Origin of the sequence: Kitasatospora sp. NPDC086791, from assembly GCF_040685975.1 — a bacterium.
In the GTDB taxonomy this organism is placed as follows: Bacteria; Actinomycetota; Actinomycetes; order Streptomycetales; family Streptomycetaceae; genus Kitasatospora.
The window spans coordinates 15,495-42,283 of record NZ_JBFBOC010000049.1; the positions used below are offsets into that span (position 1 = coordinate 15,495).

Annotated in this window: 23 protein-coding genes; 13 read left to right on the forward strand and 10 right to left on the reverse strand. The window is 74.7% G+C overall.

Annotated features, from left to right (window positions below):
- Positions 1–55 precede the first annotated feature (55 nt).
- Together AB0Q99_RS32950 and AB0Q99_RS32955 are read right to left on the reverse strand one after the other, a co-directional pair.
- On the reverse strand, positions 56–1,243 hold the full coding sequence (locus AB0Q99_RS32950; protein ID WP_363577697.1) for an LCP family protein: 1,188 nt from the start codon (positions 1,241–1,243) through the stop codon (positions 56–58).
- Between the two features lie 172 nt (positions 1,244–1,415).
- On the reverse strand, positions 1,416–2,207 hold the full coding sequence (locus AB0Q99_RS32955; protein ID WP_363577699.1) for a TIGR03089 family protein: 792 nt from the start codon (positions 2,205–2,207) through the stop codon (positions 1,416–1,418).
- 104 nt (positions 2,208–2,311) lie between these two features.
- Between AB0Q99_RS32955 and AB0Q99_RS32960 the strand changes: the two genes are divergently transcribed.
- Together AB0Q99_RS32960 and AB0Q99_RS32965 are read left to right on the forward strand one after the other, a co-directional pair.
- Positions 2,312–3,436, forward strand: a complete 1,125-nt coding sequence (locus AB0Q99_RS32960) for a peptidoglycan recognition protein (protein ID WP_363577701.1) — start codon at positions 2,312–2,314, stop codon at positions 3,434–3,436.
- 149 nt (positions 3,437–3,585) lie between these two features.
- The gene (locus AB0Q99_RS32965) at positions 3,586–4,488 is read left to right on the forward strand and encodes a DNA-3-methyladenine glycosylase 2 family protein (protein ID WP_363577737.1); all 903 of its coding nucleotides are present in this window, start codon (positions 3,586–3,588) and stop codon (positions 4,486–4,488) included.
- Between the two features lie 48 nt (positions 4,489–4,536).
- Here the strand turns inward: AB0Q99_RS32965 and AB0Q99_RS32970 are convergent, their stop codons facing one another.
- The 3 genes from AB0Q99_RS32970 to AB0Q99_RS32980 are packed head-to-tail and all read right to left on the reverse strand — an operon-like array spanning position 4,537 to position 7,456.
- Positions 4,537–5,832, reverse strand: coding sequence for a coenzyme F420-0:L-glutamate ligase (locus AB0Q99_RS32970; protein ID WP_363577702.1), 1,296 nt, complete (start codon positions 5,830–5,832; stop codon positions 4,537–4,539).
- The gene (gene cofD, locus AB0Q99_RS32975; protein WP_363577704.1) at positions 5,829–6,788 is read right to left on the reverse strand and encodes a 2-phospho-L-lactate transferase; all 960 of its coding nucleotides are present in this window, start codon (positions 6,786–6,788) and stop codon (positions 5,829–5,831) included. The genes AB0Q99_RS32970 and cofD overlap by 4 nt, the downstream gene beginning before the upstream one ends.
- A gap of 41 nt (positions 6,789–6,829) precedes the next feature.
- Entirely contained in the window at positions 6,830–7,456 is a 627-nt protein-coding gene (locus AB0Q99_RS32980) for a cysteine dioxygenase family protein (protein ID WP_363577739.1), read from the reverse strand.
- Between the two features lie 710 nt (positions 7,457–8,166).
- Here AB0Q99_RS32980 and AB0Q99_RS32985 point away from each other — a divergent pair.
- From AB0Q99_RS32985 to AB0Q99_RS32995, 3 genes are all read left to right on the forward strand, one after another.
- Positions 8,167–8,439 carry a WhiB family transcriptional regulator gene (locus AB0Q99_RS32985; protein ID WP_030062195.1) on the forward strand — a complete coding sequence of 91 codons (273 nt, stop codon included), beginning with the start codon at positions 8,167–8,169 and terminating at the stop codon, positions 8,437–8,439.
- A gap of 332 nt (positions 8,440–8,771) precedes the next feature.
- Positions 8,772–12,632, forward strand: coding sequence for a glycosyltransferase (locus AB0Q99_RS32990; RefSeq protein ID WP_363577706.1), 3,861 nt, complete (start codon positions 8,772–8,774; stop codon positions 12,630–12,632).
- Positions 12,633–12,638: 6 nt separating this feature from the next.
- Positions 12,639–14,399: a DUF5719 family protein gene (locus tag AB0Q99_RS32995; RefSeq protein WP_363577708.1), complete on the forward strand. Its 1,761-nt coding sequence runs from the start codon at positions 12,639–12,641 to the stop codon at positions 14,397–14,399.
- A 116-nt stretch (positions 14,400–14,515) separates the two neighbouring features.
- Here AB0Q99_RS32995 and AB0Q99_RS33000 read toward each other — a convergent pair whose 3' ends face one another.
- Positions 14,516–14,968: a metallopeptidase family protein gene (locus tag AB0Q99_RS33000; RefSeq protein ID WP_363577710.1), complete on the reverse strand. Its 453-nt coding sequence runs from the start codon at positions 14,966–14,968 to the stop codon at positions 14,516–14,518.
- 163 nt (positions 14,969–15,131) lie between these two features.
- Here AB0Q99_RS33000 and AB0Q99_RS33005 point away from each other — a divergent pair, with 163 nt between their 5' ends.
- The 6 genes from AB0Q99_RS33005 to ahcY all read left to right on the forward strand — a co-directional run bounded on the left by AB0Q99_RS33005 (position 15,132) and on the right by ahcY (position 21,555).
- Positions 15,132–15,497, forward strand: coding sequence for a DUF3499 domain-containing protein (locus AB0Q99_RS33005; protein ID WP_363577712.1), 366 nt, complete (start codon positions 15,132–15,134; stop codon positions 15,495–15,497).
- A gap of 132 nt (positions 15,498–15,629) precedes the next feature.
- Positions 15,630–17,015 carry a phosphomannomutase/phosphoglucomutase gene (locus tag AB0Q99_RS33010; RefSeq protein WP_363577714.1) on the forward strand — a complete coding sequence of 462 codons (1,386 nt, stop codon included), beginning with the start codon at positions 15,630–15,632 and terminating at the stop codon, positions 17,013–17,015.
- A 218-nt stretch (positions 17,016–17,233) separates the two neighbouring features.
- Complete coding sequence (locus AB0Q99_RS33015; protein WP_097237660.1) at positions 17,234–17,416, forward strand: Trm112 family protein; 183 nt, start codon at positions 17,234–17,236, stop codon at positions 17,414–17,416.
- A gap of 59 nt (positions 17,417–17,475) precedes the next feature.
- Positions 17,476–18,726 (forward strand): SIS domain-containing protein, encoded by a 1,251-nt coding sequence (locus AB0Q99_RS33020; protein ID WP_363577716.1) that lies wholly within the window; start codon positions 17,476–17,478, stop codon positions 18,724–18,726.
- Positions 18,727–18,806: 80 nt separating this feature from the next.
- Complete coding sequence (locus AB0Q99_RS33025) at positions 18,807–19,784, forward strand: cation diffusion facilitator family transporter (RefSeq protein WP_363577718.1); 978 nt, start codon at positions 18,807–18,809, stop codon at positions 19,782–19,784.
- A gap of 322 nt (positions 19,785–20,106) precedes the next feature.
- Positions 20,107–21,555 carry an adenosylhomocysteinase gene (gene ahcY / locus AB0Q99_RS33030; RefSeq protein ID WP_363577720.1) on the forward strand — a complete coding sequence of 483 codons (1,449 nt, stop codon included), beginning with the start codon at positions 20,107–20,109 and terminating at the stop codon, positions 21,553–21,555.
- Between the two features lie 72 nt (positions 21,556–21,627).
- On the opposite strand, the gene AB0Q99_RS33035 is transcribed toward ahcY, so the two are convergent.
- Together AB0Q99_RS33035 and AB0Q99_RS33040 are read right to left on the reverse strand one after the other, a co-directional pair.
- Positions 21,628–22,713 (reverse strand): hypothetical protein, encoded by a 1,086-nt coding sequence (locus AB0Q99_RS33035; protein WP_363577722.1) that lies wholly within the window; start codon positions 22,711–22,713, stop codon positions 21,628–21,630.
- Positions 22,710–23,222: a SigE family RNA polymerase sigma factor gene (locus AB0Q99_RS33040; protein WP_363577724.1), complete on the reverse strand. Its 513-nt coding sequence runs from the start codon at positions 23,220–23,222 to the stop codon at positions 22,710–22,712. Before AB0Q99_RS33040 ends, AB0Q99_RS33035 begins: the two co-directional genes overlap by 4 nt.
- A 110-nt stretch (positions 23,223–23,332) precedes the next feature.
- Here AB0Q99_RS33040 and AB0Q99_RS33045 point away from each other — a divergent pair, with 110 nt between their 5' ends.
- Positions 23,333–23,983: a hypothetical protein gene (locus tag AB0Q99_RS33045; RefSeq protein ID WP_363577726.1), complete on the forward strand. Its 651-nt coding sequence runs from the start codon at positions 23,333–23,335 to the stop codon at positions 23,981–23,983.
- Between the two features lie 97 nt (positions 23,984–24,080).
- Here the strand turns inward: AB0Q99_RS33045 and AB0Q99_RS33050 are convergent, their stop codons facing one another.
- Entirely contained in the window at positions 24,081–25,067 is a 987-nt protein-coding gene (locus AB0Q99_RS33050) for an RDD family protein (RefSeq protein ID WP_363577728.1), read from the reverse strand.
- A 304-nt stretch (positions 25,068–25,371) separates the two neighbouring features.
- Between AB0Q99_RS33050 and AB0Q99_RS33055 the strand changes: the two genes are divergently transcribed.
- Positions 25,372–26,376: a stage II sporulation protein M gene (locus AB0Q99_RS33055; RefSeq protein ID WP_363577730.1), complete on the forward strand. Its 1,005-nt coding sequence runs from the start codon at positions 25,372–25,374 to the stop codon at positions 26,374–26,376.
- A 167-nt stretch (positions 26,377–26,543) separates the two neighbouring features.
- On the opposite strand, the gene AB0Q99_RS33060 is transcribed toward AB0Q99_RS33055, so the two are convergent.
- A partial coding sequence (locus tag AB0Q99_RS33060; protein ID WP_363577732.1) for a hypothetical protein occupies positions 26,544–26,789 on the reverse strand: 246 nt, incomplete at its 5' end.

Genomic DNA, 26,789 nt, shown 5'->3' on the forward strand with positions numbered 1-26,789 from the left:
CCGGACGCACCCGCGCCGACCTGCGGCTTCGTGCGGCCCGGTTCCGCGGGCCCGCTCAGTGCTGCGAGCAGGCGTCCAGGTCGGCGGTGCGCCCCTCGAAGGTGGGCGAGGCACCCGCCGAGGGCGAAGCCGTCGCCGAAGCCGTCGCCGAAGCCGAAGCCGAAGCCGAAGCCGTGGCAGTCGCGATCGCGGCCTCGGTGGAGCCCGCGCTCGGACCCGCCCCCGCGCTCACGCCCGCGCCCGGCGCCGCCGCCGACCCGGGCGGCCGGACGGAGACCGGCCGGTCGTCCCGCAGCGCCGCGAACAGTTGGCCGGTCTGCGGCTGCACGAACTCGTCCCGGTCCGAGTCGTAGCGGTACGGGCGGCGCGGAGCGGTCAGGAACACCACGTTCGGGGTGGGGATGCCGCGCAGGTCCTGGGTGAGGTCGTACAGCGCGCCGAGCGAGGACAGCCCGCCGTCCGCCCGGACCGAGGAGGTCGCCGCGTCCAGCACGGGCCACAGCCGGGCCGGGTTCAGCAGCACCCCCTGCGACTCCACCTTGCGGATCAGCGCCGCCAGGAACTGCTGCTGACGGCCCATCCGCTGGGTGTCGCTGCCGTCCCCCAGGCTCTCCCGGGCCCGGACGTAGCCGAGCGCCTGCTCGCCGTGCAGGGTCTGCCGGCCGGCGGACAGGTCGAGCCTGGCGTCCTTGTCGTGGATCGGCTGCGGCACGCACACGTCGACCCCGCCGATCGCGTCCACGATGGTCTTGAAGCCGCTGAAGTCGACGATCACGTAGTGGTCGATCCGGATCCCGCTCAGCTGCTCGACGGTGCGGATCGAGCAGGCCGGGCCGCCGGTCTCGAAGGCCCAGTTGAACTGCATCAGCCCGGGCTTGCTGCGGGTGCCGTCCGGCTTCTCGCAGGCGGGCACGGTGACCATGACGTCGCGCGGGACGGAGACCGCCGTCGCACGCTTCCGGTCGGCGGCCAGGTGCAGCAGGATCGTGGTGTCCGAGCGCTGGGTGCCCGGCTCGCCGCCGTACGAGCCGTTCGCGCCGGAGCGGTCGTCGCTGCCGATCAGCAGGATGTTCTCGGCGCCCCGCGCGCCGGCGGTGCGGCTCGGCCGCTCGGCCTCCAGCTTGGCGAGCAGCCGGTCGGTGGCCGAGTCGGTCCGGATGTTGCCGTCCAGCTTGCGGTAGGCGACGTAGAGCAGGACCCCGGTGGCGACCAGTAGGAACGCGACGACGCCGGCGGTGACCATCAGCCACCGTCGGCGTCTGCGTCTGCGCGGGGGTCCGGCCCCGCCCGGGACGGCGTCCGCGGGGGGACCGTCCGCAGGGGGGCCGTCCGTCGGGGGAGTGGCGGTCGGGGGGTGCTCGGTGTCGTCCTCGGCCATGGCAGGGATCCCTACCCGCCCGGCCCGGGCCCGGGGGTCACCCGAGGCGCAGTGTCACCCGTTCGGATTCGATCCGCTTCTCCCACTGCTCGGCGCCCAGCGTCTGCGAGTTGCGGCACAGCACCACCGAGGCGCCGGCCGCCAGCGGTGCCAGCAGGCCGGCCTCCAGGCCCGCCCAGTCGTCGAAGGAGAGGGTGGACAGCACCCGGTCGCCGGGCTTCACCCCGAGGCGGACCGCGCCTTCCCGGGCCAGCGCGACGGTCTGCTCGCCCGTCAGCTTCAGCGGCAGCCCGTCCACCAGGGTCTCCAGTGCCTGCCCGTCCGGGGCGACGGGCGAGTACGGCGCGAAGCGGTCGCCCTGGCCGGGCACCTCGGCGGCGTAGTCGAGGAAGCCGTCCGGGCGCTGCGGGAAGCGGCCGCCGAGCGGACGCAGGGCGAGCGCCACCCGCTCGCCCTGGCAGGCCTGGGCGGCCGTCAGCCCGTCCGGGCCGCTGACCACCAGGTCGGTGGCGGCCGGGTCGCCGCCCGGCACCGCCGCCACCCCGACCGACCAGCAGGCGAGCAGCCAGACGGCGCTCTGCCAGTGGGCGGGCAGCAACAGCGCCGCCCGGTCGCCCGGGCCGGCGTTCAGCTCGTCCTGGAGGAGGTTGGCGGTCTTGGCCACCCAGTTGTCGAAGGTCCGGGCGGACAGCTCCACCCGTTCGCCGGTGGCATCGTCGTAGAAGGTCACCAGCGGGGCCGCGGGATCGACCGAAGGAGTGCCGCCGCGCAGGTATGCGTGCAGCAGCTCGACGGGGGTGCGGGCATCGGCAGCGAAAGGCGCAGTCATGGTGCGCCCCAGCCTACGGCCTTCGAGTGGGCGGCCGGGAGGGGCGGCCGAACGGGCGCGGGGCGGCGTGGCGCGCGCCCCGGTTTACGGCGACGATCCGATTCATGCGCCTCTCCCTGCCGGCCACCCTGCTCGCCGGCTGCACCGCGGCCCTGCTCCTCCAGCCCGCTGCCCCCGCCGCCGCCGATCCGTCGGGCCCACAGCGCCACGACTTCGCCGGCGGTGGCTCGACCACCTCGCTCCCGCTCCCCGCCGGTCACGGCCTCGCCCCGCGCGGCACCCGGCCGTTCGAACTCCTCGGAGTCGGCTGGGACGGCCCGTCGGACGCGCTCGCCGGCGCCGAGGTCCGGGTCCGGACCCGGGACGCGGACACCGGACGCTGGAGTGACTGGCGCCGACTGGAGGCCGACGGCGAGGACGGCCCCGACCACGCGCCGCACGGCGCCACCGCACCCCTGTGGACCGGCCGCAGCGACGGCGTCGCGGTCGACGTCCGGCCCGGCCCGGCCGGGCCGCCGCCCGGACTGCGGCTCGACCTGGTCGACCCCGGCCCGGGCGCCGCCGCACCGGCCGTCCGCGCCCTGCCCGCCGAGCCGCCCGGACCGGCCGACGGCCACCGGGCCCGGCGGCCGGCCATCGTCACCCGGGCGGGCTGGGGCGCCGACGAGTCACTGCGCGAGCCGGGCTCCGTCTACACCGGTCCGGTGCGGGTGGTCTTCGTCCACCACACCGCGACCGCCACCGACTACGCCTGCTCGGACGCGCCCCGGGTGATCAGGTCGATCCACCGGTACCACGTCAGGACCAGCGGCTGGCGGGACATCGGCTACAACTTCCTGGTCGACCGCTGCGGCACGGTCTACGAGGGCCGGGCCGGCGGCGTCGACCGGCCCGTCCACGGCGCCCACACCCTCGGCTTCAACACCGACTCGGCCGGCGTCGCCGCGATCGGCACCTACGTCGGCGACCAGCCGCCCCAGCCCCTGCTCGACGGCCTCGCCGCCGTCGCCGCCTGGAAGCTCGGCCTCGGCGGCCGGGCCGCCGACGGCCGCACCACGCTCACGTCCGGCACCGACGCCGGCCGCTACCCCCGGGGCACCGCCGTCGACTTCGACGCCGTCTCCGGCCACCGTGACGCCTTCGCCACGGAGTGCCCGGGCAACGCCCTGTACGCCCGGCTCCCCGCCCTGCGCGCGGCGGCGGTCCGCCTCCGGCCCCCGGCCTCCTGAGGCCCACGCCCCGCGCCCGCGCACCCCGGGTCCCGGCCCCGGAGGACGGCTCCGGCAGCCGCGTATCGTTCATATCCCCACGGGTGACGACGGCGGCGGAGGAGGCGACGGCAGTGGCGGGCGGGACGGACGGTACGGCCGGCGGCTCGGTGCGGCGCTGGCGGCCGGGCTTCCCGCTGGACGCGGCCCGGACCCTGCTGCCGCTGCGCCGCGGCCCGGCGGACCCGGCGTACCGGACCGCGGGGGACGGCGCCGTCTGGCGCGCCTCCCGCACCCCCGGGGGCGTCGGCACCCTGCGGGTGCTGTCGCGCCCCGCCGCGGGCGAGATCGAGGCGACCGCCTGGGGCCCGGGCGCGGACTGGCTGCTCGACCGCCTGCCCGCGCTCCTGGGCGCGGAGGACGAGCCGGAGGCGCTGGTGCTGCCGCCCGGTCCGCTGCGGGACGCCCAGCGCCGTACCGCCGGGGTACGGCTGACCCGGACCGGCCTGGTGCTGGAGTCGCTGGTCCCGGCGATCCTGGAGCAGAAGGTCACCACCGACGAGGCGTACCGCGCCTGGCGCACCCTGCTGCGGGACTTCGGCACCCCGGCGCCGGGCCCGGCCGAGGGCATGCGGGTGGCGCCGTCGGCCCGGGAGTGGGCGCTGATACCGAGCTGGGAGTGGCACCGGGCCGGCGTGGACCCGAAGCGGTCCGCGACCGTGATGCGGGCCGTCCGGCTGGCGCCGCGCCTGGAGGAGGCGTCGGCGATGGGCCACGAGGAGGCGTTCGCCCGCCTCACCGCCGTCCCGGGCATCGGCGTCTGGACGGCGGCCGAGACCCTGCAGCGCAGCAACGGCGACCCGGACGCGGTCTCGGTCGGCGACTTCCACCTGCCCGACCTGGTCGGCTGGGCGCTGGCCGGCCGGCCCCGCAGCGACGACGCCCAGATGCTCCTCCTGCTGGAGCCCTACCGGCCGCACCGTCACCGGGTCTGCCGCCTCCTGATGGCCACCGGTGCCCGCGCCCCGCGCTACGGCCCCCGCCTCAACCCCAACGACCACCGCCGCCGCTGACCGGCCGCCCCGTTCGTCGCGGGGCGGCGGCCACCGAGCCTGCGGCCGCTACCGGACCTCGATGAAGGCGGCGGCGTCGCGTTTCGGGCGTTCGCGCGGGGCTTCGGCGGGGCGGCCGACGGCGACGGCGCCCATCGGGTCCCAGCCGGCCGGCAGGTCCAGGGCGGCGCGCACGGTGTCGCGGCAGAACATGGTGGACGAGACCCACGCGGAGCCGTAGCCCTCGCCGGTGAGGGCGACGAGCAGGTTCTGCACGGCGGCGCCGGCCGCGACGGTGAACATCTCCCGTTCGGCGGCGGCGCGCCGGGCGTCGGGGTAGTCGTGCGCGCCGTCCGTCACCAGGCAGGGCACCACCAGGTACGGCGCGTCGCGCAGGACGTCGCCGCGGGCGGTGCGGCGGGCGATCTTCGCCTCGTCCCAGCCGTCGAGTTCGCGCAGGTCGCGCTGCCAGGCGGCGAGCATCGCGTCGAGCAGCCGGGTGCGGGTGTCGGGCGACTCCAGCAGCACGAACCGCCACGGCGTGGTGTGGTGCGGGGCGGGCGCGGTGACGGCGGCCGCGACGGCGCGGCGGACGGCGGCCGGGTCGACCGGCTCGGCGGTGAAGGAGCGGACGGTGCGCCGCAGGGTGACGGCCTGCCGCAGGGCCTCGGAGGTGCCGAGCCGGAACATGTCGTCCGCGGCGGGCCGGACCAGCGGCCGGGTGCCCTCGCCGTCCTCGGCGGTGACCAGCCGGCCCAGGCCGCGCACCACCGCCACCGGGACGTCGGTCGCCTTGCCCTTCACCAGGTCGGCGGCGGCGGCGAGTTCGTCGGCGGTCGCGGTGACGGTGAGCACCAGCTCGTTGCCGTGGCTGTCGGTGCGCCCGCGGTGGTCGTCCAGCACGGACAGCCCGGCGGCGCCGATCGCGACGTCGGTGAGCCCGGTGCGCCAGGGCCGCCCGAAGGTGTCGGTGACGACGACGGCCAGGCGGCGGCCGGTGAGCCGCTGCAGCCGGGCCCGCAGCGCGCGGGCCGAGGCGTCCGGGTCCTCGGGCAGCAGCAGCACGGTGCCGGGCGCCGTGTTGGAGGCGTCGACCCCGGCGGCGGCCATGACGAAGCCGTTGCGGTTCTCGACGATCCGGGCCGGTCCGCGCCGGGCGACGACCCGGACGGTCTCGGCGTCGATCGCGGCCTCGCGGTCGGCGGCCCGCAGCAGCCGGCCCTCGGCCTTGCTGACGATCTTCGAGGTGACCAGCAGGATGTCGCCGTCCAGGTACGTGCCGGCCTTGGCGATGAGCGCGGCGAGGTCGGCCCCGGCCTCGACCTCCGGGATCCCCTCGACCCCCAGGATCTCCAGCGCGGTCACCCGCGGACCTGCTCCGCCAGCGCCAGCGCCGCCCGCGCCATCTCGGCGGTGGCCTCGACGTCGGTCATCAGCAGCGGGACGGCCCGGCAGGCGATCCCGGCGGCCTCGACCGCGGCCACCGACGCCTCGTCAGCGGTGTCGACCAGCCAGCCGTCGATCAGCGCGGAGCCGTAGTCCAGCGCGACGGCCTCCGCGGTCGCCTCGACGCCGACGGCGGCGAGCACCTTGTCGGCCATGCCCCGCACCGGCGCCCCGCCGATGATCGGGGAGAGCCCGACGACCGGGGCCGGGGCGGCGGCGACGGCCTCCCGGATGCCGGGGACGGCGAGGATGGTGCCGATCGAGACGACCGGGTTGGAGGGCGGGAAGAGGATGACGTCGGCCCCGGCGATCGCCTCCAGCACGCCGGGCGCGGGCTTGGCGGTGTCGGCGCCGACCGGGATGATCGCCTCGGCGGTGACGGCGGCGTGCAGCCTGACCCAGTACTCCTGGAAGTGGATCGCCCGGGTGCCCTGCTCGTCGGTGATCCGCACGTGCGTCTCGACCCGGTCGTCGCTCATCGGCAGCAGCCGCACGCCGGGCTTCCAGCGCACGCACAGGGCCTCGGTCACCTGGCTGAGGCTGTACCCGGCGGTGAGCATCTGGCTGCGGACGAGGTGGGTGGCGAAGTCGCGGTCGCCGAGCCCGAACCACTCCGGGCCGACGCCGTACTCCTTCATCTCGGCCTTGATCGACCAGGTCTCGTCGGTCCGGCCCCAGCCCTGCTCCTCGTGGATGCCGCCGCCGAGGGTGTACATCACGGTGTCGAGGTCGGGACAGACCTTGAGTCCGTAGAGGTGGATGTCGTCGCCGGTGTTGCCGATGACGGTGATCTCGTCCTGCGGTCCGACCGCCGCGCGGAGTCCGCGCAGGAAGCGTGCTCCGCCGATTCCGCCTGCCAGTGCCACGATGCGCATGGGCTCATCCTGCCACGGTCCGACCGTCCGTCAGCGTGCCCTCAGTGCCGCTCGGACCGCGCCCGCGGCTGCTCCGCGGGCTGCTCGTCGTACTGCTCGCCGTACTGCTCCGCGGGCTGCTGGGCGTGCCGCTCGGGGACGGCGTGGCCGCCGTACTGGTTCATCTCGGTGAGGCCCGGGGTGTAGAGGTGGATGGAGACGGCGGGTTCGAGCGCGCCGTTGACCACCTCGTGCAGGTAGCCGGCGGAGAAGACCCTCCCCCAGCCTCCGGCCGGGGGGACCCCCATCCCGCCGGGCCGCAGGACGCGGGAGGACTCGCCGGCGTGCGTGAGGGAGCGTTCGATGAGTTCGCCCCGGACGACGGTCATCACGCCGGAGGAGTCGCCGTGGTCGTGGAAGCCGCTGCTCTGGCCGGGCAGCCAGCTGAGCAGCCAGACCTCGTAGCCCGGGCCGGTCTCCAGCCGGGCGTACCAGCGGGTCAGCGCGTCGTAGCGGACCAGCGGCTCCCAGCGGGCGCGGTCGGCGGCGATCTCGCGGACCAGCCGCGCGTACTCGGCGACGGTGGTGGGGTGGGCCGGCAGGTCGGTGCGGGCCAGGTGCGGGAAGGCGAGCGGGTCGCCGGCGATGGAGACGTCGCTGAGCCCGTCCGCCCAGCGCTGCCCGTCCACCGGACGGGGGGAGCGGGCGGCGGCGGGGCCGAGCCGGGTGAGCTTGTTGCGGTCGCGGTTCCGCCTGCGGACGCGGATCATGCGCACGGGAGTCGTCCTCGGAAGTGTCGGCTGGTTCGTCGGGATCAGCCGGATCCGGGATGTCCTGGGGCGGGAATCGCGGGCGGCCTCTGTGTTTCCTGGGGGCGGCGCGCGGTGGGACGCGGGCGCCTAGATACAGCAGGAACAGAGGCGACAACAAGAGTTCACGGCACGGCGGAGCGTGGAACCGCTCCGGGGGCTGGTGAACTCTGACATAGGGGAAAGGACACCGCATGCGCGGTGTCCGTGTCAAACCGGAGGGTGCGGCATTCGAGGGGGTTAGGTCCGGATCTTGCCCCGATGGGGTGATTCGTCACTCTCTATGTTTCGATGGGAAGATCGCCGGGAAGGCAGGCCGATGACCGGCCTGTGGTGGTGACCGAGCGTCACCTGGCCCATGGCTGCGGACGGTTCGGCGCTGCTCAGGGCCTTGTGGCGGAAGGTCCGTTGTGTCCGAATATGTACACTATTTGTAACGGCTTGGTGCCGGGGAGTGAATCCTGGCCCCAATACCAGAGCTCGGCTTGACTGGGCCAGAGTGACGCAACTGTAATTTCACTCGTGTCGTCAGCCGCACGAGGCAACGGCAACCACGGGGACGCCAAGTAGGGGCAGAGGAGGCGCGCCACATGAGCGAGCTCTTTGAGCTGTTGATCGGGGACGGCATCGCGGAGGACGAGGAGGAACTCGGTTGGCAGGAGCGCGCACTCTGCGCCCAGACCGACCCCGAGTCCTTCTTCCCCGAGAAGGGCGGCTCGACCCGCGAGGCCAAGAAGGTCTGCCTCGCCTGCGAGGTCCGCTCGGAGTGCCTGGAGTACGCCCTCGCCAATGACGAGCGCTTCGGCATCTGGGGCGGCCTCTCCGAGCGCGAGCGCCGTCGGCTCAAGAAGAGCGCGGTCTGACGGATCGGCCCCCGGCCCCCGCTGACCCTTCGACAACGACGGACAACCGCACAGCCGTACGGGCGCCTCACCGCGATGGTGGGGCGCTTTCGTGTTCCCGGCCCGCTCCCGCCGCCTCCCCGACCGGCTGCTCCACCGGCTCCGCGACCGGTTCCCCGAACAGCTCCCCGAACAGCTCCCCGAACAGCTCCCCGAACGGCTCCCCACCAGCTCCTTCACCGTCCCCGCACCGGCACCCCGGACGAAGCGTCCACCCGGAGCCGTTAGTGTGGTGCGCCATCCGGTTGCCGTTCACCGGCTGTGTCCACCGAGAACTGGGGCCCGCGCACTCGATGACCGTCTACAGCCACCAGAGCGGCTTCACCGCTTCCCGGCCGCCCGCCTACCCGCGCCACCTGGTCACCGCGGTGATCGTCTCGCACGACGGCGCCCGCTGGCTCCCGCAGGCGCTGGCGGGCCTGCTTGGCCAGGACCGCCAGGTCCAGCGCGTCCTCGCGGTCGACACCGGCTCCACCGACACCTCCCCGCAGCTGCTCGCCGACACCCTCGCCGAGTGGCTCCCCGAGAGCGGCCCGCTGATCCTCGGCCGCCGGGCCGGCTTCGGCACCGCCGTCGCCGAGGCGGTCTTCAACAGCCCGCCGCTGCGCCCCGAGGACCTGCCCTACCGGCTCGACCCCTCCGGCTACGACCCGGTCACCGGCGGCTGGGACGACTTCGGCGACCCGCTCGCCCAGGAGGACGACCTCGGCCGTGGCGGCCCGCGCGAGACCCAGCCGGTCGAGTGGCTCTGGCTGCTGCACGACGACTGCGAGCCGCAGACCGACGCGCTGCGCCGCCTGCTCCAGGTCGCCGACTCCACCCCCAGCGCCGCCGTGGTCGGCCCCAAGCTGCGCAGCTGGTACGACCGCCGCCAGCTGCTGGAGGTCGGCGTCACCATCGCCCGCTCCGGCCGCCGCTGGACCGGCCTCGACCGCCGCGAGCAGGACCAGGGCCAGCACGACCAGGTCCGCCCGGTGCTCGCCGTCTCCAGCGCCGGCATGCTGGTGCGCCGGGACGTCTTCGAGGAGCTCGGCGGCTTCGACAAGGCCCTCCCGCTGATGCGGGACGACACCGACTTCTGCTGGCGGGTCAACGCCGCCGGCCACCGCGTCGTGATCGCCCCCGACGCCGTGCTGCGGCACGCCGAGGCCGCCGGCCGCGAACGCCGTGCCATCGACTGCGCCTCCTCCCACCCGCACCGGGTGGACAAGGCCGGCGCCGTCTACACCCTGCTCGCCAACTGCCGGGGCGTGCTCTTCCCCTACGTCCTGCTGCGGCTGGTGCTCGGCACCCTGCTGCGGGCCGTCACCAACCTGCTCGGCAAGGACCCGCGCCAGGCCGTCGACGAGCTCGCCGGCCTCGGCCACGAACTCGTCCGCTTCCCCAGACTGCTGGCCGCGCGCAAACAGCGCGCCCGGACCAGGGCGGCGGACGCCCTGGACGACCGCACGCTCTTCCCGGCGCCCGGCGCCACCACCCGTCTGGCCGTCGAGGGCGTCGTCGGCTCGCTCGGGATAGGGGGCGGCGACGACACCGGCAGCCGGCACGGCTCGGCCGAGGCCGGTGGCGACGACGACTCCGAGGACCTGGTCGTCGAGCAGTTCGCGCTGATCAAGAAGCTCGCCCGGCGCCCGGCGCCGGTGCTGTTCGCGGCCCTGCTGGTGTTCGCCCTGATCGCCTGCCGCGGCCTGTTCGGCACCGGCGAGCTCTTCGGCGGCGCCCTGCTGCCCGCCTCCGACGGCGCGGGCGGCCTCTGGGCGATGTACGCGGACGCCTGGCACCCGATCGGCACCGGCTCCACCGCCGCCGCACCGCCGTACCTCGGTGTGCTCGCGGTGCTCTCCTGGCTGCTGTTCGACAACGCCGACCTCGCGCTCACCCTGCTCGTCGTGCTCACCGTCCCGCTGGCCGCGGTCAGCGCCTACCTGGTCTCCCGGCCACTGCTGGACTCCAAGCTGGTCCGCGCCTGGGCCAGCGCCACCTACGCGCTGCTGCCCGCCGCGACCGGCGCGCTCGCCCAGGGCCGGATCGGCACCGCCGTCCTCGCCGTGCTGCTGCCGCCGCTGGCCCGCGCCGCCGCGATCGCGGCCGGCCTCGGCATCCGGGACGAGAGCGCCGCCAAGGGCGCCCGCCCGGGCTGGCGGCCGGTCTGGATGGCCGTCCTGCTGCTCACCCTGGCCACCGCCTTCGTCCCGCTGACCTGGGCGCTCGCCGTTCCGCTGTGCCTCGCGATGCTGGTCGTCGCGGTGCTGCGCGGCGGTGCCTTCGGCTCCGGCGGTACGGCGCTGCGGCTGCTCGGCCTGCGCGTCCTGGTGATCCTCGCGGTCCCGGTCGCCGTGCTGGCCCCGTGGTCGCTCAAGGTGTTGTCGCACCCGCAGTCGCTGCTGCTGGAGGCCGGGCTGCCCGGCCTGCACGGCACCGGCGCGAGCGCGGCCGGGCTGCTGCTGGTCAACCCGGGTGGCGCGGGCGTGCCGCCGATCTGGCTCTCCGCGGGCGTCGTCCTCTCCGCGCTCGCGGCGCTGCTGCGCGCCGACCGCCGCCGCGCGGTGCTCGCCGCCTGGGGCGCGGCCGGTGCGGGCCTGGTCTTCTCGGTCGTGGTGGCGGGCGCCTCCGTCACCCCGGCCTCCGGCGGACCGGCGGTGCCCGCCTGGGCCGGCCCGGCCACCCTGATCGCCGGGATCGCCCTGCTGGCCGCGGCCGCGATCGGCGCCGACGGCGCCAACGCCCGCGTCGCCGGGATCGCCTTCGGCTGGCGCCAGCCGGTGGCCGCCCTGGTGGTGGCCGCCGCGGTGCTGGCCCCGCTGGGCACCGGCCTGTGGTGGGCGCTGACCGGCGCCGGCAAGCCGCTGCACCGGGCCGAGATCGGCCAGGTGCCCGCCTTCATCGCCGAGGAGGCCGGCACCACCGACCGGTCCCGCACGCTCGTCGTCACCGGCGAGAAGGGCGGCGGCGCCGTCCGCTACACCGTGGTGCGCGGCGCCGGTCTGACGCTCGGCCAGGCCGAGTCCACCGTCGACCCGGCGACCGGCACCCAGGACGGCCTGAACCGGATGGTCGGCAGCCTGCTGGCCGGCTCCGGCGCCGACCAGGCCAACGCCCTGGCCGGTTACGGCATCGCCTACGTGCTGGTCGAGCAGCCGGTGATCGACGTCTTCAGGGACGTCCTGGACACCACGCCCGGCCTGGTCAAGACCAACCAGGACAACGGCACCGCGCTCTGGCAGGTCAACGGCGCCCCCGCGGTCCGCGCGGTGATCACCAGCCCGGGCGCCAACCCGGTGGTCGTCCCGTCCGGGGCCCGCGACCTCGCCACCACCGTCCCGGCAGGTCCGGACGGTCGGGTGCTGCGGCTCGCCGAGCTCGCCGCCCCCGAGTGGAAGGCCACCGTGAACGGCGCCGCGCTGGAGCCCACCACGGTCGACGGCTGGGCGCAGGGCTTCAAGCTCCCGGCCGGCGGCGGCAAGCTGGCCGTCACCCGGGAGGACGGCTTCGCCCACACCGGCTGGATCTGGGCCCAGGTGCTGCTCGGCCTGACCATCCTGGTGCTGGCCCTGCCCGGCCGCCGCAACCACAACGACGACGACCTGCCCGAGGAGGTGGTGGCCGCCGCCGCGCTGGCCGCCGCCGCCCAGGCGCAGGCCCCCGCCCCCGGCAGCCGCCGGGCCCGCCGGATGGCCGAGCGCGGCGAGGGCGAGCCCGGCGCCGACGAGACCGGGGTGTACGAGGGCCGGCCGGGCGCCGTCCCGGCGCAGCCGGCCGGCGAACCGGTGACGGAGGCGGTCCAGGCGGCCGCCGCCGTCCAGGAGGCCGAGCCGTACACCGACCCGTACCAGACGTACCAGCAGGCCGACCCGTACAGCTACGACCAGTACGCGGCCCAGCAGCCGGTGGCCGCGCCGTACGGCGGCCAGGGGTACGAGAGCCGGGGCTACGACGGTCAGGGGTACGACGGCCGGCAGCCGCAGGCCTACCCCCAGCAGGGCTACGAGCAGCCGTACCCGTCGGAGCAGCAGCCGTACGGCTACGACGCGTACCAGCAGCCCGAGCACCAGCAGCCCTGGCTGCCGGGGCAGCCGCAGACCGAGCCCTACTACGACCCGAACGACCCCAACGGGACCGGCCGGTACCCGCACCAGCCCGGATCGGGGAGCTGACCCGCGATGAAGAAGCCCGCATTCAGGAAGAAGTCCGGCGCCGACGAGGCCTCCGAGCCCGCCGGGACCGCCTTCGCGCCGGAGCCGGCCGAGTCGGCCGACGCGGCCGAGCCGACCGGGAAGGGCCCGGCCGCCGGGCCCGGCCGGTTCGCCGGGAAGGCCGGCGGGACCAGGACCACGCCGTCCCTGCTCGCCGCCGCCGTGGTGCTCGCGGCGGTGTTCGGGATCGCCCAGGTGCGCCCGCCGGCCGCCCCGGCCACGGCGGACGCGGGAGCGGCCCCGACCACCGCGCAGGTCGAGCGGACCGGCGCGGTCTGCCCGCAGCCGCTGCAGAGCCTGACCGGCTCGACCACGCTCTCCGCCTACACCCCGCCCGGGACGGGCTCCGCCACCGGCGGCACCGGCTGGCTCTCCGACGCGTCCGCGCCCGCCGTGCCCGCCGCCCAGCCGTCCGGCACCCCCTCGGCCGCGGCCACCCCGACGGCCACCGCGCCCGCCACCCCTGCCCCGACCGGCTCGGGCGCCCCGACCGCCCAGGCCCAGGACAAGAACGCCGCGCCCGCGGACGCCCGGCTGACCCTGGCCAAGGCCGGCACCCCGGCCACCGGCCCGGCGGCCAACGGGGACACCGCGCCCGGCACCGGCGCGGTCGCCACCGGCGCCCTCGCCCCCGGTTTCACCGTCACCCAGACCACCGTGGTCACCGAGCAGCGCGGCCTCGGCCTGTCCGGCCTCACCTGCACCCCGGCCGGCACCGGCTTCTGGTTCGCCGGGGCCAGTACGGCCGGCGACCGGGTCGACTACCTGAGCCTGGTCAACACCGAGTCCTCCGCCGCCGTGGTCGACATCAAGCTGTACGGCGACAAGGGCCTGATCGAGAACGACGCCGCCAACGGCCTGACCGTCGCCCCCGGCAGCTCCCAGGCCGTCCTGCTGTCGACCCTCACCAAGGGCGCCGTCACCGACCTCGCCGTGCACGTGGTGGTCCGCTCCGGCCGGCTCGGCGCCGCGCTGCACGCCGCCGACGGCAACAAGGGCGCCGACTGGATCCCCGCCTCGGCCGCCCCGGCCGACACCCAGGTGTTGCCCGGTCTGCCCGCGGACACCACCTCCGCCCGCCTGGTGGTCTGGGCGCCGCCGGAGGACGACGCGGACCTGAAGATCCAGCTCTCCGGCAAGAACGGCTGGTTCACCCCGGCCGGCAACGAGTCGATCCACGTCAAGGCGGGCATGGTGGCCGCCGTCGACCTCGGCAAGGTCACCCGGGACGAGGTCGCCGGCCTGCGGGTGTCGCCCAGCGACCCCAAGCACCCCACCCCGGTCGTGGCCGGGCTGCGGGTCGACCGGGCGGCGGCCAACGGCAAGTCCGACGCGGCCTGGCTCACCGGCAGCAACCCGGTCGGCGCCCGCGCCACCGTCGCCGACAACCGGGCCGGCGGTTCCACGCTCTACCTGACCTCCGCCGGCGACGCCGCCACCGTCCGGGTCACCGCCTCGGCCGGCAGCGGCGGCGGCACCCCGGCCACCAAGGAGGTCCAGATCCCGGCCGGCGGCACGGTCGCCCTCCCGGCACCCGAGCCCGCCGGGCTGAACGGCGTCTTCGCGCTCACCGTGGAGACCGTCTCCGGCGGCCCGGTGGTCGCCGCCCGGATGCTCTCCATCCCCACCAAGGACGTGCCGATGTTCACCGTCCAGGCGCTGCGCGACGACCACAGCACCGTCAAGGTCCCGCAGGCCGCCCAGGACCCGGGCGTCGTCCTGCGCTGACCGTGCTGACGGCGCCGACCGCGCCTGGCACGCCGAAGGGGCGGCACCTCCCGGGTGCCGCCCCCGACCGGCTTGCCTCCGGCGGCCGACCCGGCCCCCTGCTCGGTCCTCGTCGCTCAGTCCTCGTCGTAGCGCGGGTCGATGGCGTCCGGCGAGAGCCCCAGCAGCTCGGCGACCTGCTCGATCAGGATCTCGTGCACCAGCGCCGCGCGGTCCTCCCGGGTCTTCGCCCGGATCTCCACCGGCCGCCGGTACACCACGATCTGGCTCTTGCGCCCCTGCCGGCCCGGCGACACCCGCCCCAGCGGCACGCCGTCCTCGACGTCGGCGCCGTCCGGCTCGTGCAGCGGCACCTCCTGGACGGCGAACTCCACCTCGATCAGCTGCGGCCAACGCCGCTCCAGCCGCTCCACCGACTCGCGCACGTAGTCGTCGAACAGTTCGGAGCGGGTGAGCGAGATCGGCACCTGTGGCGGCGCCAGCGGGCCGCGCAGCCCCCTGCCGTGCCGGTCGCGGTGCCGGGGGCGGCGCGCTGGGCCTGTCGATGACTGCGGTGCGGAGCTGTCCATATCACTGCCGAGAGTAGTCCTTGGACGGTCGGAAGTGGACCACTCCGACGGGGAATCACCCGGGGCGGCCGGTACGCGGCCCCGGCGCTCGGAGGCGACACGGCACACCCTCCGGGCAGGCGGTCTTCGCTCCCCGGCGGGGAGTGCGGTACCGTCCACCCTCGTGAGCTCTGTACGTCGTTGTTCGCGGACCGCGTGCGGCCGGCCGGCCGTCGCGACGCTGACGTACGTCTACGCGGATTCGACCGCCGTCCTGGGCCCGCTCGCCACCTACGCCGAGCCGCACTGCTACGACCTGTGCGCCGAGCACGCCGAGCGCCTCACCGCCCCGCGCGGCTGGGAGGTCGTCCGGCTCGCCGCCGAGGCCGGGCCGCTGCGCCGCAGCAGCGACGACCTGGAGGCCCTCGCCAACGCCGTGCGCGAGGCCGCCCGCCCGCAGACCCCCCGTCAGGGCCGCCCGTCCGAGGGCGATTCCACCGAGGGCAGCCGCCGCGGCCACCTCCGGGTGCTGCGCTCGCCCGACAACTGACGCCTCTCCCGGCACGGGGCGTTCGTCCGGCCCGGGTACGCTGCCGGTCTACCGCCACCGCGCCCGTCGACCGGGCGGGCGGTGGCCCGACACATCCCGACCGACCAGTACAGAGACCAGGGTGGAGCCGCAGTGCGCGACCTCAAGCAGCTCGTGAAGGCGTACGACGTCCGAGGCGTCGTCCCGGACCAGTGGGACGAGAGCCTGTCCCGGGCCTTCGGTGCCGCGTTCGTCCAGGTCACCGGCGCGTCCGCGATCGTGGTCGGCCACGACATGCGCCCCTCCTCCCCGTCGCTCAGCCTGGCCTTCGCCGAGGGTGCCGCGGCCTACGGCGCCGACGTGGTGCAGATCGGGCTCTGCTCGACCGACCAGCTCTACTACGCCAGCGGCAAGCTCGACCTGCCCGGCGCGATGTTCACCGCGAGCCACAACCCGGCCCAGTACAACGGCATCAAGCTGTGCCGGGCCGGCGCCGCCCCGGTCGGCCAGGACACCGGCCTGGCCGAGATCCGCGAGCTGGTCGAGTCCTGGACCGCCGAGGACGACACCGTCACGATCCCGGCCAAGGACGTGAAGCCCGGCGCGCTCTCCGCGCAGGAGACCCTGCGCGGCTACGCCGACCACCTGCTGGGCCTGGTCGACCTCACCGCGATCCGCCCGCTCAAGGTCGCGGTGGACGCCGGCAACGGCATGGGCGGCCACACCGTGCCGACCGTCTTCGACGGCCTGCCGATCGAGCTCGTCCCGATGTACTTCGAGCTGGACGGCACCTTCCCCAACCACGAGGCCAACCCGCTCGACCCGAAGAACCTGGTCGACCTGCAGGCCAAGGTCCGCGAGGTCGGCGCCGACGTGGGCCTGGCCTTCGACGGCGACGCCGACCGCTGCTTCGTGGTGGACGAGCGCGGCGAACCGGTCTCCCCGTCCGCGATCACCGCGCTGGTCGCCGCCCGCGAGATCGCCCGGGCCCAGGCCGCCGGCGAGGCCGAGCCGACGATCATCCACAACCTGATCACCTCCTGGACTGTCCCCGAGGTGGTCCGCGAGCTGGGCGCCAAGCCCGTGCGCACCCGGGTCGGCCACTCCTTCATCAAGCAGGAGATGGCCGTCACCGACGCCGTCTTCGGCGGCGAGCACTCCGCCCACTACTACTTCCGCGACTTCTGGCGCGCCGACACCGGCATGCTGGCCGCGCTGCACGTGCTGGCCGCGCTCGGCGGGCAGCCGGGCACGCTGTCCGAGCTCACCGCCGAGTACGACCGCTACGCGGCCTCCGGCGAGATCAACAGCACCGTCGCCGACCAGGCCGCCAGCACCGCCGCCGTCCGCGCCGCCTACGCGGGCCTGGAGGGCACCACCGTGGACGAGCTGGACGGCCTGACCGTGGCCGGCCAGGACTGGTGGTTCAACCTGCGCGCCTCCAACACCGAGCCGCTGCTGCGCCTGAACGTCGAGGCCAAGGACCCGGCGAGGATGGCCGAGCTGCGCGACGGCGTGCTCGCCGTCGTCCGCGGCTGAGCTCTGCCGCTGAGTGCCGCGGCCGCTGAGTGTCGCGGCTTCGGTCCGGCGCTGAGCTCCGCGGCTGAGCTCGGCGGCCCGAGTTCCGCGGCCGGGCTCCGCGGCCGGGCTCCGCGACCGGGTGAAGCGCGCCTGACCCGAGGCGCTCGTGCCCCGGCCGGTAGGGTTGCCTATCGGCCGGGGCACCTCCGTGCCACCACCGAACTATGGAGAGCCCCATGAAGCTCGAATCCTTCCTGCTGGAGATCCTGGTCTGCCCGCAGTGCCGGGCCGCGCTCGCCGAGGGCGGCACCGAGGAGCAGCCCGAGCTGGTCTGCACCGGCGCGGACTGCGGCCTCGCGTACCCCGTCCGCGACGGCATTCCGGTCCTCCTGGTGGACGAGGCCCGCCGCCCGGCCTGATCCTTGGGGCGAAGCCCCACCCCGCCAGCCGCCCAGGACCGCACCCGGAGGCCAGCCGCATGCTCGACGACACCCTGCTCGACGACCCGGCCGCCCTGCAGCGTGCCGATCAGGACCGCGCCCTGCTGGCCCTGGCCGGTGCCGGTGCCCGGGTCCGCACCGCGCTGCGGCAGGCCGACGCGGCCGGCCTCGACCGGCTGCGCCCGGACGGCCGACCGCGCGCCGTCCTGGTCGCCGGGCACGGCAGCGTGCTGACCGCGGCCGGGATGCTGACCGCGCTGGCCGGCACCGCGAGCCTGGTCGTCCCGCTGCCGCCGGCCGAGGTGACCGCCCCGCGCGCCGACCGGTCCGGCGCCCGACCCGCCTTCACCGCCGGGCTCGGCTGGCAACTGCCCGGCTGGGCCGGCCCGCTCGACCTGCTGGTGATCAGCTCCGCCGACGGCGGTGAGCAGGGCCTGGTCGCCCTCGCCGAGCAGGCCTACGCGCGCGGCTGCGCGATCGTCGTCACCGCCCCGGCGGGCAGTCCGCTGGCCGGGGCCGCCCTGCAGGTGCGCGCGCTGCCGCTGCCGTACGTCACCTCGGTGCTGCCCGAGGACGGCCGGCCCGCCGCCGCGGCCGCCGAGCCGGACCTGCCGCCCGAGGACCCGGCCGCGCTCTGGTCCCACCTCGCCCCGCTGCTGGCGCTGGCCCAGAAGATCGGCCTCACCCAGCTGCCGTACGACGTGCTGCCCGGCGTCGCCGACCTGCTGGACGCCACCGCCGTGCGCTGCCGCCCCGACGCCGCCGCGTACACCAACCCGGCGAAGGGCCTGGCCGCGCGGCTGGCCGGGACGGTTCCGCTGCTGTGGGCCGAGGGCCCGATCGCCGGGGCCGCCGCCGCCCGCTTCGCCGCCCAGCTGGCCGACCGGGCCGGCCGGCCCGCGCTGGCCGGGGAGCTGCCGCAGGTGCTCACCGCCCACCGCGGCATGTTCACCGGGCAGCTGGGGGCGGGCGCGGACCCGGACGACTTCTTCCGCGACCGGGTCGAGGAGCCGGACCCGCTGCACCTGCAGGTCCTGCTGCTGCGGCACGTCCCGGGCCCGGCCGGCGGATCGCCGGACGAGCAGGACGGCCCGGTCGAGGTGTCGGAGGAGGACGCGGGGCCGCGCAGCTTCGGCGTGACCCGGGCGCACCGGCTCGCCGCCGCGCACGACGTCCGGCTGACCGAGTACGCGAGCGCCCGGTCGGACGGGCTGCACGCCCTGGTCGACCTGGTCGCGCTGACCGACTTCGCCGCCGTCTACCTGGGCCTCGCCGCCGCACAGTCCTGAGACGGTCGACCGGGCCGGGTCGCGCGGCCGGTACGGTAAGCGATCGACGACGCCGACCGACCCGTGAGGACTTTCCAGGCATGAGCACCGAAGGCGGCACCAAGGCACTGGTGGCGGCGCTGTCCGCGAACCTGGCGATCGCGGCGGCCAAGTTCGCCGCCTTCGGCTTCACCGGTTCGTCCTCGATGCTGGCCGAGGGCGTGCACTCGGTGGCCGACTCCGGCAACCAGGTGCTGCTGCTGATCGGCGGCAAGCGGGCGCGCCGGGAGGCGGACGAGGAGCACCCGTTCGGGTACGGCCGCGAGCGCTACATCTACGCCTTCCTGGTGGCCATCGTGCTGTTCAGCGTCGGCGGCCTGTTCGCGATCTACGAGGGCTGGCACAAGGTCAACCACCCCGAGCCGCTGGACTCCTGGATCTGGGCGGTCGGCGTGCTGGTCTTCGCCATCGCGATGGAGGGCTGGTCCTTCCTGACCGCGATGCGGGAGTCGGCGAAGGTCAAGGGCGGCCGGAGCTGGGTGCAGTTCATCCGCACCGCCAAGGCGCCGGAGCTGCCGGTCGTGCTGCTGGAGGACACCGGCGCGCTGATCGGCCTGCTGCTCGCGCTGTTCGGCGTCTCGCTCACCGTGATCACCGGAGACGGCGTCTGGGACGGCATCGGCACCCTGTGCATCGGCGTCCTGCTGGTGGTGATCGCCGTGGTGCTCGCCATGGAGACCAAGTCGCTGCTGCTCGGCGAGTCCGCCGACAAGGACGCGGTGCGGCGGATCCGCGAGGCGCTGGTGGACGGCCGCTCCGTCACCCGGGTGATCCACATGCGGACCATGCACCTCGGTCCGGAGGAACTGCTGGTCGCCGCCAAGATCGGCGTCAACGCGCAGGACAGCGCGGCCCGGGTGGCGGAGGCGATCGACGCGGCGGAGGAGCGGGTCCGGGCCGCCGTCCCGATCGCGCGGGCGATCTACCTGGAGCCCGACGTCTACAGCGCCGAGAAGGCCGCGGCGGGCGCGGACCCGGCGGCCACGCCCGGCGGACCGGGCCCGGAGGCCGCGCACTGACGGCCTGGGGCGGGGCTGGAGCCCCGGTCGTGGCCGGGGCCGAAATCGGCCATCGGCAGACGGCCGACAGGGCCGTCGGTGTAGATTCGTCACCAGAGCCAGAACGTCGCTGCTGATGGCGGTCGATCGGTGGCCCGTGCCCGTGGGGTGTGCGCCGGTCGAGGGAGAGAGGTCCTCCGACGGTTTGTGCTGCGCACCAGGGCACCGGTCCGCCACCGCGGGATTCCGGTCGCCCAGGCGTGGCGTGCACCCGTACGTCCTGCCGCGCGCGACACACGCCCGGACCTTTGGCCCCACCCCCCCATCAGCGAGGAGCAGACGCATGTCGACCGACATCACCGGTGACTTCAAGGTCGCCGACCTTTCCCTGGCGCCGTTCGGCCGCAAGGAGATCCAGCTGGCCGAGCACGAGATGCCCGGCCTGATGTCCATCCGCGCCGAGTACGCCGAGTCGCAGCCGCTGGCCGGCGCCCGGATCACCGGCTCGCTGCACATGACGATCCAGACCGCCGTGCTGATCGAGACCCTGACGGCGCTCGGTGCCGAGGTCCGCTGGTGCTCCTGCAACATCTTCTCCACCCAGGACCACGCGGCCGCCGCCATCGCCGTCGGCCCGGAGGGCACCCCGGAGAACCCGCAGGGCGTGCCGGTCTTCGCCTGGAAGGGCGAGACCCTGGAGGAGTACTGGTGGTGCACCGAGCAGGCCCTGACCTGGCCTGACGGCAAGACCCCGAACATGATCCTGGACGACGGCGGCGACGCCACCCTGCTGATCCACAAGGGTGTCGAGTTCGAGAAGGCCGGTGCCGCGCCGGACCCGTCCACCGCGGACAACGACGAGTTCCGGATCATCCTGGAGCTGCTCAACCGCACCCTGAAGGACACCCCGAACAAGTGGACCGAGGTCGCCGCCACCATCAAGGGCGTGACCGAGGAGACCACCACCGGTGTCCACCGCCTGTACGAGATGCACCGTGACGGCCAGCTGCTGTTCCCGGCCATCAACGTCAACGACTCGGTCACCAAGTCGAAGTTCGACAACAAGTACGGCTGCCGCCACTCGCTCATCGACGGCATCAACCGCGCCACCGACGTCCTGATCGGCGGCAAGGTCGCGGTCGTCTGCGGCTACGGCGACGTCGGCAAGGGCTGCGCCGAGTCGCTGCGCGGCCAGGGCGCCCGCGTCATCGTCACCGAGATCGACCCGATCTGCGCGCTCCAGGCGGCGATGGACGGCTACCAGGTCGCCACCCTCGAGGACGTCGTCGAGACCGCCGACATCTTCATCACCACCACCGGCAACAAGGACATCATCCTGGCCTCCCACATGGCGCGGATGAAGCACCAGGCCATCGTCGGCAACATCGGCCACTTCGACAACGAGATCGACATGGCCGGCCTGGCGCAGCTGCCGGGTGTCGTGAAGACCGAGGTCAAGCCGCAGGTCCACGAGTGGCGCAAGGAGGACGGCCGCACCATCATCGTCCTCTCCGAGGGCCGCCTGCTGAACCTGGGCAACGCGACCGGCCACCCGTCCTTCGTGATGTCCAACTCCTTCGCCAACCAGACGATCGCCCAGATCGAGCTGTTCACGAAGACCGAGCAGTACCCGATCGGCGTCTACGTGCTGCCGAAGCACCTGGACGAGAAGGTCGCCCGCCTGCACCTCGACGCGCTGGGCGTGAAGCTGACCACCCTGACCCAGGACCAGGCCGACTACATCGGCGTTCCGGTCGAGGGCCCGTACAAGTCGGAGCAGTACCGCTACTGACCCGTCAGTGGCCGTACGCCGGTGGCCGGCACCCCGTCCAGGGGTGCCGGCCACCGGCGCGTCCGGCCGGTGTCAGCGCATGACGTCGGTCGTCCAGGTGCTCGCGTCCACGCCGAGCGCCGTGGTGTGGGCGAGCATCCACGGCAGTCCGCCGAGCCGCTCCAGCGAGGGCGGCAGGTCGGCCCCGGCCCCGACGCACACCTGCACCCCGTTGCCCACGGAGCACAGCGGCGCATTCGGGCCGGTCTGCGGCGACCCGTCCTTGCCGGTCGGTGATGCCGGGGCCCCCGGGGCGGCCGGCTTCACGGTGAACCAGACGTTCCGGCTCTCCGCCTGGAGCATCAGCCACATGCTCCACGCGCCCTTGCCGTCCGAACCCGGACGGCTCAGCTGGACGTTGGTGGCCTCGAAGGCCTCGGGCAGTCCGCTGAACCGGACCGGCAGCGGGACGTCCCACGTGCCGTACCCGACCCCGGCGGCCACGTCGTGCAGGACCTCCCGCGAGATGTCCGCCGGCCGGCCGCCGGAGCCCGAGAGCTCCGCCCAGCCGCCCGAGGGCGTCAGCCACCGCAGGGTGGGCTTGTCGTACGGCGGCGCGTCGGAGACCACCCAGTAGGCGGTCCGGCCGCCGACCGGCTCGGCCGCCTCCGTGCGGACGGTGCTGCCGGGTGGCCCGGTCATCGGGGGCTGGGACCCGGCCGGGAGCTGCGAGAGCCGCAGGCTCGGGGCGTTCTCGCCCCGGCCGCTCGCCAGCGAGTCGACGCCGTGGAAGCCGGTCTGGTAGCTGACGCCGTTCTCGCCGCCGGCCCACTCCGGCAGCCGGCCGAACCGGAGCTCGGGGGTCAGCGGGTCGGCCCCGGTCCGGTCCGGTGCTGCGGTCGGGGTGGGGGTGACCGTCGGGGCCGCGGTGGTGGCCACCGCGGGCACGGCCGGTCGTAGGGGTGCGGCGGTGCCGTTGCCCGGGAGCAGGAGCGTGCCGCCGGTCACCACCGCGGCCGTCGCGGCCGCGACGGCGCCGGTCACGGCCAGCTTGCGACGGCGCAGCCGGGCCGCGCCCTCGGCCATGGACCGGCCGGCGTCGAAGCCCGCCGGCGGCGCCGGTTCGTCGGCCAGGTCCGTCATTCGGGTGGCCAGGTCGTGGGGATCGGCAGTAGTCATGACATCCTCTCGGCGACGGCGGGACGGGCGGTGAGGCTGCCGCGCAGGGCGTCCAGCGCGCGAGAGCTCTGGCTCTTGACGTTGCCGGAAGAACACCCCAGGGCCTCGGCGGCCTGCTCGATGGACAGGTCGCAGTAGTAGCGGAGCACCACCGTGGCCCGCTGGCGGGGCGGGAGGGCGGAGAGGGCCCGGCGCAGGTCGAGCGAGGCGTCCAGGTCGACGCCGCCCGCCACCGTGTCCGGCTCGGCCCCCGCACGGACGGTGCGCCGCCACCACGGGGAGCGCTGCTCGGCCAGGAAGGTGTTCACCAGGATCCGCCGGGCGTAGCCGTCCCGGTTCTCCACCCGCGCCATCCTCGCCCAGTTCACGTACAGCTTGGTGATCGTCTCCTGCACCAGGTCGTCGGCCCGGTGCCAGTCCCCGCACAGCAGATACGCGACCTTCCGCAGCCAGCCGCTCCTGGAGGCCACGTACTCCGTGAACTCCTCGTCGCGCGTTTGCTTCGCCATCCGCACCCCCTCTCGTCGCTGCGGCGGCACCGGTCCGGCGCCGTCCACACCCCTAATGCGCGGGCGACCGGAGAAGGTTGCACGCGAGACGCACACGTAGGCTTCCGGGCATGCCCAATGGCCGTTACTCGCTCCACGACACGCACGACCACGTCCTGCTCGGCGAGGAGCGCTTCAGCTGCGCCCCCGGGGCGGCCGGGTGGCGGTACGTCTCCAAGACCTACGCACCGGACGGCCGGGTGATCGGCAGCGTCGACCTCACGCTGGACTCGCGGGCCCGGCCGCTGCGGATGGAGCTGCGGGCCGGAGGCTGGCAGGTGCGCGGCGGGGCCGTGGACGGCGTGGCCTGGGTCCGGACCGACGCGGCCGACCCCCGTGGCGAACACGCGGTGGAGGGGCACGACCGGGCGCACGCCTTCACCGGCGGCTCGCCGGGCTTCCTGGTCGCCACCGCCCGGCTGCTGCGGCTGCGGCAAGGGGCGAGCGCGCGGGTGCGGCTGGTGGCGTTCACCGAGCCGGTGCTGGCGCCGCGCACCCTCGACCAGGGGTGGCTGCTGGAGGGCGTCGACACGCACGAGACGGACTCGGGGCCGCTGCTGGTCGAGCGCTACCAGGTCGCGGACCTGGAGACGGGGGAGCAGCAGGTCGTGCACCTGGCGGGGGACGTGGTGCTGGCGGCGGGCGGGATCGAGCTGGAGGAGCTGGAGTCGCCGCCGAACGCCTGGCGGGTGGGGGACGACATCGGGGACGCCGAGGAGTAGTCGGGGACGACGAGGAGTAGTGGGTGGGCGGCCTTCGCGGGTGCCGGGGTATCGGGGTGCTCGGGGTGCTCGGTGCCGGGTGGTGGGGCGGCGGAGGTCAGGACGGCGGGGCGAAGCCGGTGCCGGCGGCGGGCTTGTCGAAGGACGGGGTCGGCGGAGTGGTCGGCAGCGGCGGGGCGGTCGGCACGGGGGCGTCCGGTGCGGGCGCGGTCGGGACGCCGAGGACCCGGAGGGGTCGGCCGTCGGCCGTGGTGGGCACCGGACCGGAGGCCGGGCGGGGTGCGGGCACCTGCACGGGGACCGGCCCGGCCGCCCGCAGCCGCTCCTGGGCGCGCAGCCACTCCCGTCGCTGGCGCTCGGTGAGCACCGCGCCCAGGTACGCCGCCGGGTGCAGTCCCGGGGGCATCGGGTGGCCGATCCGGGCGGACAGGTCCGAGGCCAGCCCGGCGGTCATCCGGTCCATCACCACTGGATCCAACTGCCCCACCCTGCCGAGCAGTTGGCGGATAGCGAGCCAGAGCGGCTCCGGCACTGCGGAGAAGTCCATCGCGACCAGCTCGCGGCCCATCGTCTGCAGCAGGTGCGGGTGCACCGGCGGCAGCGGGGTGGCGGAGCCGCCCGCACCCGGGGTGCGCTCGCGGACGACGACCGTCCCGGCGAAGACGTCGCCGAGCCGCTTGCCCTCCGAGTTCACCGCCGAGGTGATCACGGCGGCGGAGCCGGTCAGCACGATCAGCTCGAAGAATCCGACCAACCCGCGCACCAGCGAATGCCGGAAGCGCACCGGGCCGCCGTCGACGCGCACCACCCGAAGGCCGAGCGCGGCCTTGCCGAGCGAGCGTCCGTGGGTGAGGGTCTCGACCATCACCGGGACGCCCACCAGGAAGAACACTGTCAGGCCGATCATGGTGGCCGCCAGGGCCGCACCGTCGAGACCGACCAGGGCGACGCTCAGCAGCAGCGTGACCACCAACAGGGCGGCGAACTCCACGAGCAGGTCGAGCACGATCGCCAGTGCCCGGCTCGGAAGCTTCGCCGTCTGCAGGCCGAGGACGACCGCCTCACCCGTCACCAGGTCGCTCAATACACCTGTCCGTTCACGCTCTTGGAGCCCGTACGGCTCGCCCGGGGGATCCGGAACCGCCAGGGGCGGCAACGCCGGGGGAGGGGAAACGGCCCGGATCGGCCCCCCACGCCGCGCTCTCCGCTGTCTGATCCGCAGCCGCCAACATACGGGGCCCAACGGGCGCACGGGAAGTGAGATCCCGGGGGCCGCGCCGCGGGCCCCTGCTGGCATGCTGGGCCGCACGTGTCCGTACGCACCTGCCGGCCTGTTCGCCCGCCCGCGCACGTACGTCCGCGCCCACCGCCGATCATGGAGCCGCCGAATGGACCTGGACGTCTTCGTCGCCACCCACCAGGGGGAGTGGGCCCGGCTGGACGCCCTCGCCCGTCGGCGCCGGCTCGGCGGCGAGGAGGTGGACGAGCTGGTCACCCTCTACCAGCGCACCACCGGCCACCTCGCCAAGGTCCAGGCCGCCGCGCCCGACCCGGCCCTGCTGAGCCGCCTGACCGGCCTGGTCTCGCGCGCCCGCAGCGCGGTGACCGGCTCCCGCACCAACGGCTGGCAGGACGTCGCCCGCTACTACACGGTGAGCTTCCCGGCCGCGCTCTACCGAGCCCGCCGCTGGTGGGTGCCGGTCGCGATCGTCTCGCTGCTCGCCACCGCGTTGCTCGCGTGGTGGATGGCCACCCACCCGGAGGTCCGCAACAGCCTCATCACCCCCGACCGCCTGCGGGAGCTGACCCGCCCCGGCGGGCAGTACGAGGCGTACTACTCGGACCGGCCGGCCGGCTCCTTCGCGGCACAGGTCTGGACGAACAACGCCTGGATCGCCGTGCAGTGCCTGCTGTACGGGATCGCGCTGGGCATCCCGGTGCTCTACGTGATGTGGACCAACGTGGTGAACCTCGGCATCGGCATCGGGCTGATGGCCTCCGCCGGGCGCCTCGACGTCTTCCTCGGCCTGCTCATCCCGCACGGCCTGCTCGAACTGACCGCGGTCTTCGTGGCCGGCGGCCTCGGCCTGCGCCTCGGCTGGACCGTCATCGACCCCGGTCCGCGCACGCGCGGGGTGGCGCTGGCGGAGCAGGGACGCTCGATCATCGGAATGTCGATGGGCCTCGCGACGGTGCTGGCGGTCTCCGGCGTCCTCGAAGCCTTCGTGACCCCGTCGGGCCTGCCGACCTGGGCGCGGATCGCCATCGGCGTGGCGGCGGAGGTGGCTTTCCTCCTCTACGCCCTGGTGCTGGGCCGAAAGGCCGCCGAAGGCGGCGAGTTCGGCGACCTGGACGCGGCCGACCGGGCGGACCTGCAGCCCGTCGCGGCCTGAGGCGCGGTGATCAACACTCCTCTGACCTGCTAGTCTTCTCTCCTCCCGGCCAAACCATTGACGTGGTGAGGGTGGGCTAGTAGGTTTGAACGGTTGGGACTGACTGGACAACGGTCGGGCCCGGGCGTTAGTGTCTACGACACCGCCGAAATCGAGGCGAGCGCGTTTCACGAAATGCGCGCCCTCTGACGAAGCAAATCCCGCGAACTGAGCGCATCGAGGCTTTGATAAGCTTCGGGACGAAGTTCGCAGGAAATCCCGCCAGCGGGAATCGGATGAAATGAAACTCCGGAAAACGGAGCGGAAAACATCTGGTAGGCTGGAAACACGAACGAAGCAAGCCCGGAGGGTCCGCTGGAAGGCGGTCCGAAGGAAGCGTCCGTTCCTTGAGAACTCAACAGCGTGCCAAAAGT

Bases quoted from the DNA above. Each gene is read 5' to 3' on its own strand.
- AB0Q99_RS32950 (WP_363577697.1), bottom strand. From the start codon at position 1,243: ATGGTCACCGCCGGCGTCGTCGCGTTCCTACTGGTCGCCACCGGGGTC.
- AB0Q99_RS32955 (WP_363577699.1), bottom strand. From the start codon at position 2,207: ATGACTGCGCCTTTCGCTGCCGATGCCCGCACCCCCGTCGAGCTGCTG.
- AB0Q99_RS32960 (WP_363577701.1), top strand. From the start codon at position 2,312: ATGCGCCTCTCCCTGCCGGCCACCCTGCTCGCCGGCTGCACCGCGGCC.
- cofD (WP_363577704.1), bottom strand. From the start codon at position 6,788: ATGCGCATCGTGGCACTGGCAGGCGGAATCGGCGGAGCACGCTTCCTG.
- AB0Q99_RS32985 (WP_030062195.1), top strand. From the start codon at position 8,167: ATGAGCGAGCTCTTTGAGCTGTTGATCGGGGACGGCATCGCGGAGGAC.
- AB0Q99_RS32990 (WP_363577706.1), top strand. From the start codon at position 8,772: ATGACCGTCTACAGCCACCAGAGCGGCTTCACCGCTTCCCGGCCGCCC.
- AB0Q99_RS32995 (WP_363577708.1), top strand. From the start codon at position 12,639: ATGAAGAAGCCCGCATTCAGGAAGAAGTCCGGCGCCGACGAGGCCTCC.
- AB0Q99_RS33000 (WP_363577710.1), bottom strand. From the start codon at position 14,968: ATGGACAGCTCCGCACCGCAGTCATCGACAGGCCCAGCGCGCCGCCCC.
- AB0Q99_RS33015 (WP_097237660.1), top strand. From the start codon at position 17,234: ATGAAGCTCGAATCCTTCCTGCTGGAGATCCTGGTCTGCCCGCAGTGC.
- AB0Q99_RS33020 (WP_363577716.1), top strand. From the start codon at position 17,476: ATGCTCGACGACACCCTGCTCGACGACCCGGCCGCCCTGCAGCGTGCC.
- AB0Q99_RS33025 (WP_363577718.1), top strand. From the start codon at position 18,807: ATGAGCACCGAAGGCGGCACCAAGGCACTGGTGGCGGCGCTGTCCGCG.
- ahcY (WP_363577720.1), top strand. From the start codon at position 20,107: ATGTCGACCGACATCACCGGTGACTTCAAGGTCGCCGACCTTTCCCTG.
- AB0Q99_RS33035 (WP_363577722.1), bottom strand. From the start codon at position 22,713: ATGACTACTGCCGATCCCCACGACCTGGCCACCCGAATGACGGACCTG.
- AB0Q99_RS33040 (WP_363577724.1), bottom strand. From the start codon at position 23,222: ATGGCGAAGCAAACGCGCGACGAGGAGTTCACGGAGTACGTGGCCTCC.
- AB0Q99_RS33045 (WP_363577726.1), top strand. From the start codon at position 23,333: ATGCCCAATGGCCGTTACTCGCTCCACGACACGCACGACCACGTCCTG.
- AB0Q99_RS33055 (WP_363577730.1), top strand. From the start codon at position 25,372: ATGGACCTGGACGTCTTCGTCGCCACCCACCAGGGGGAGTGGGCCCGG.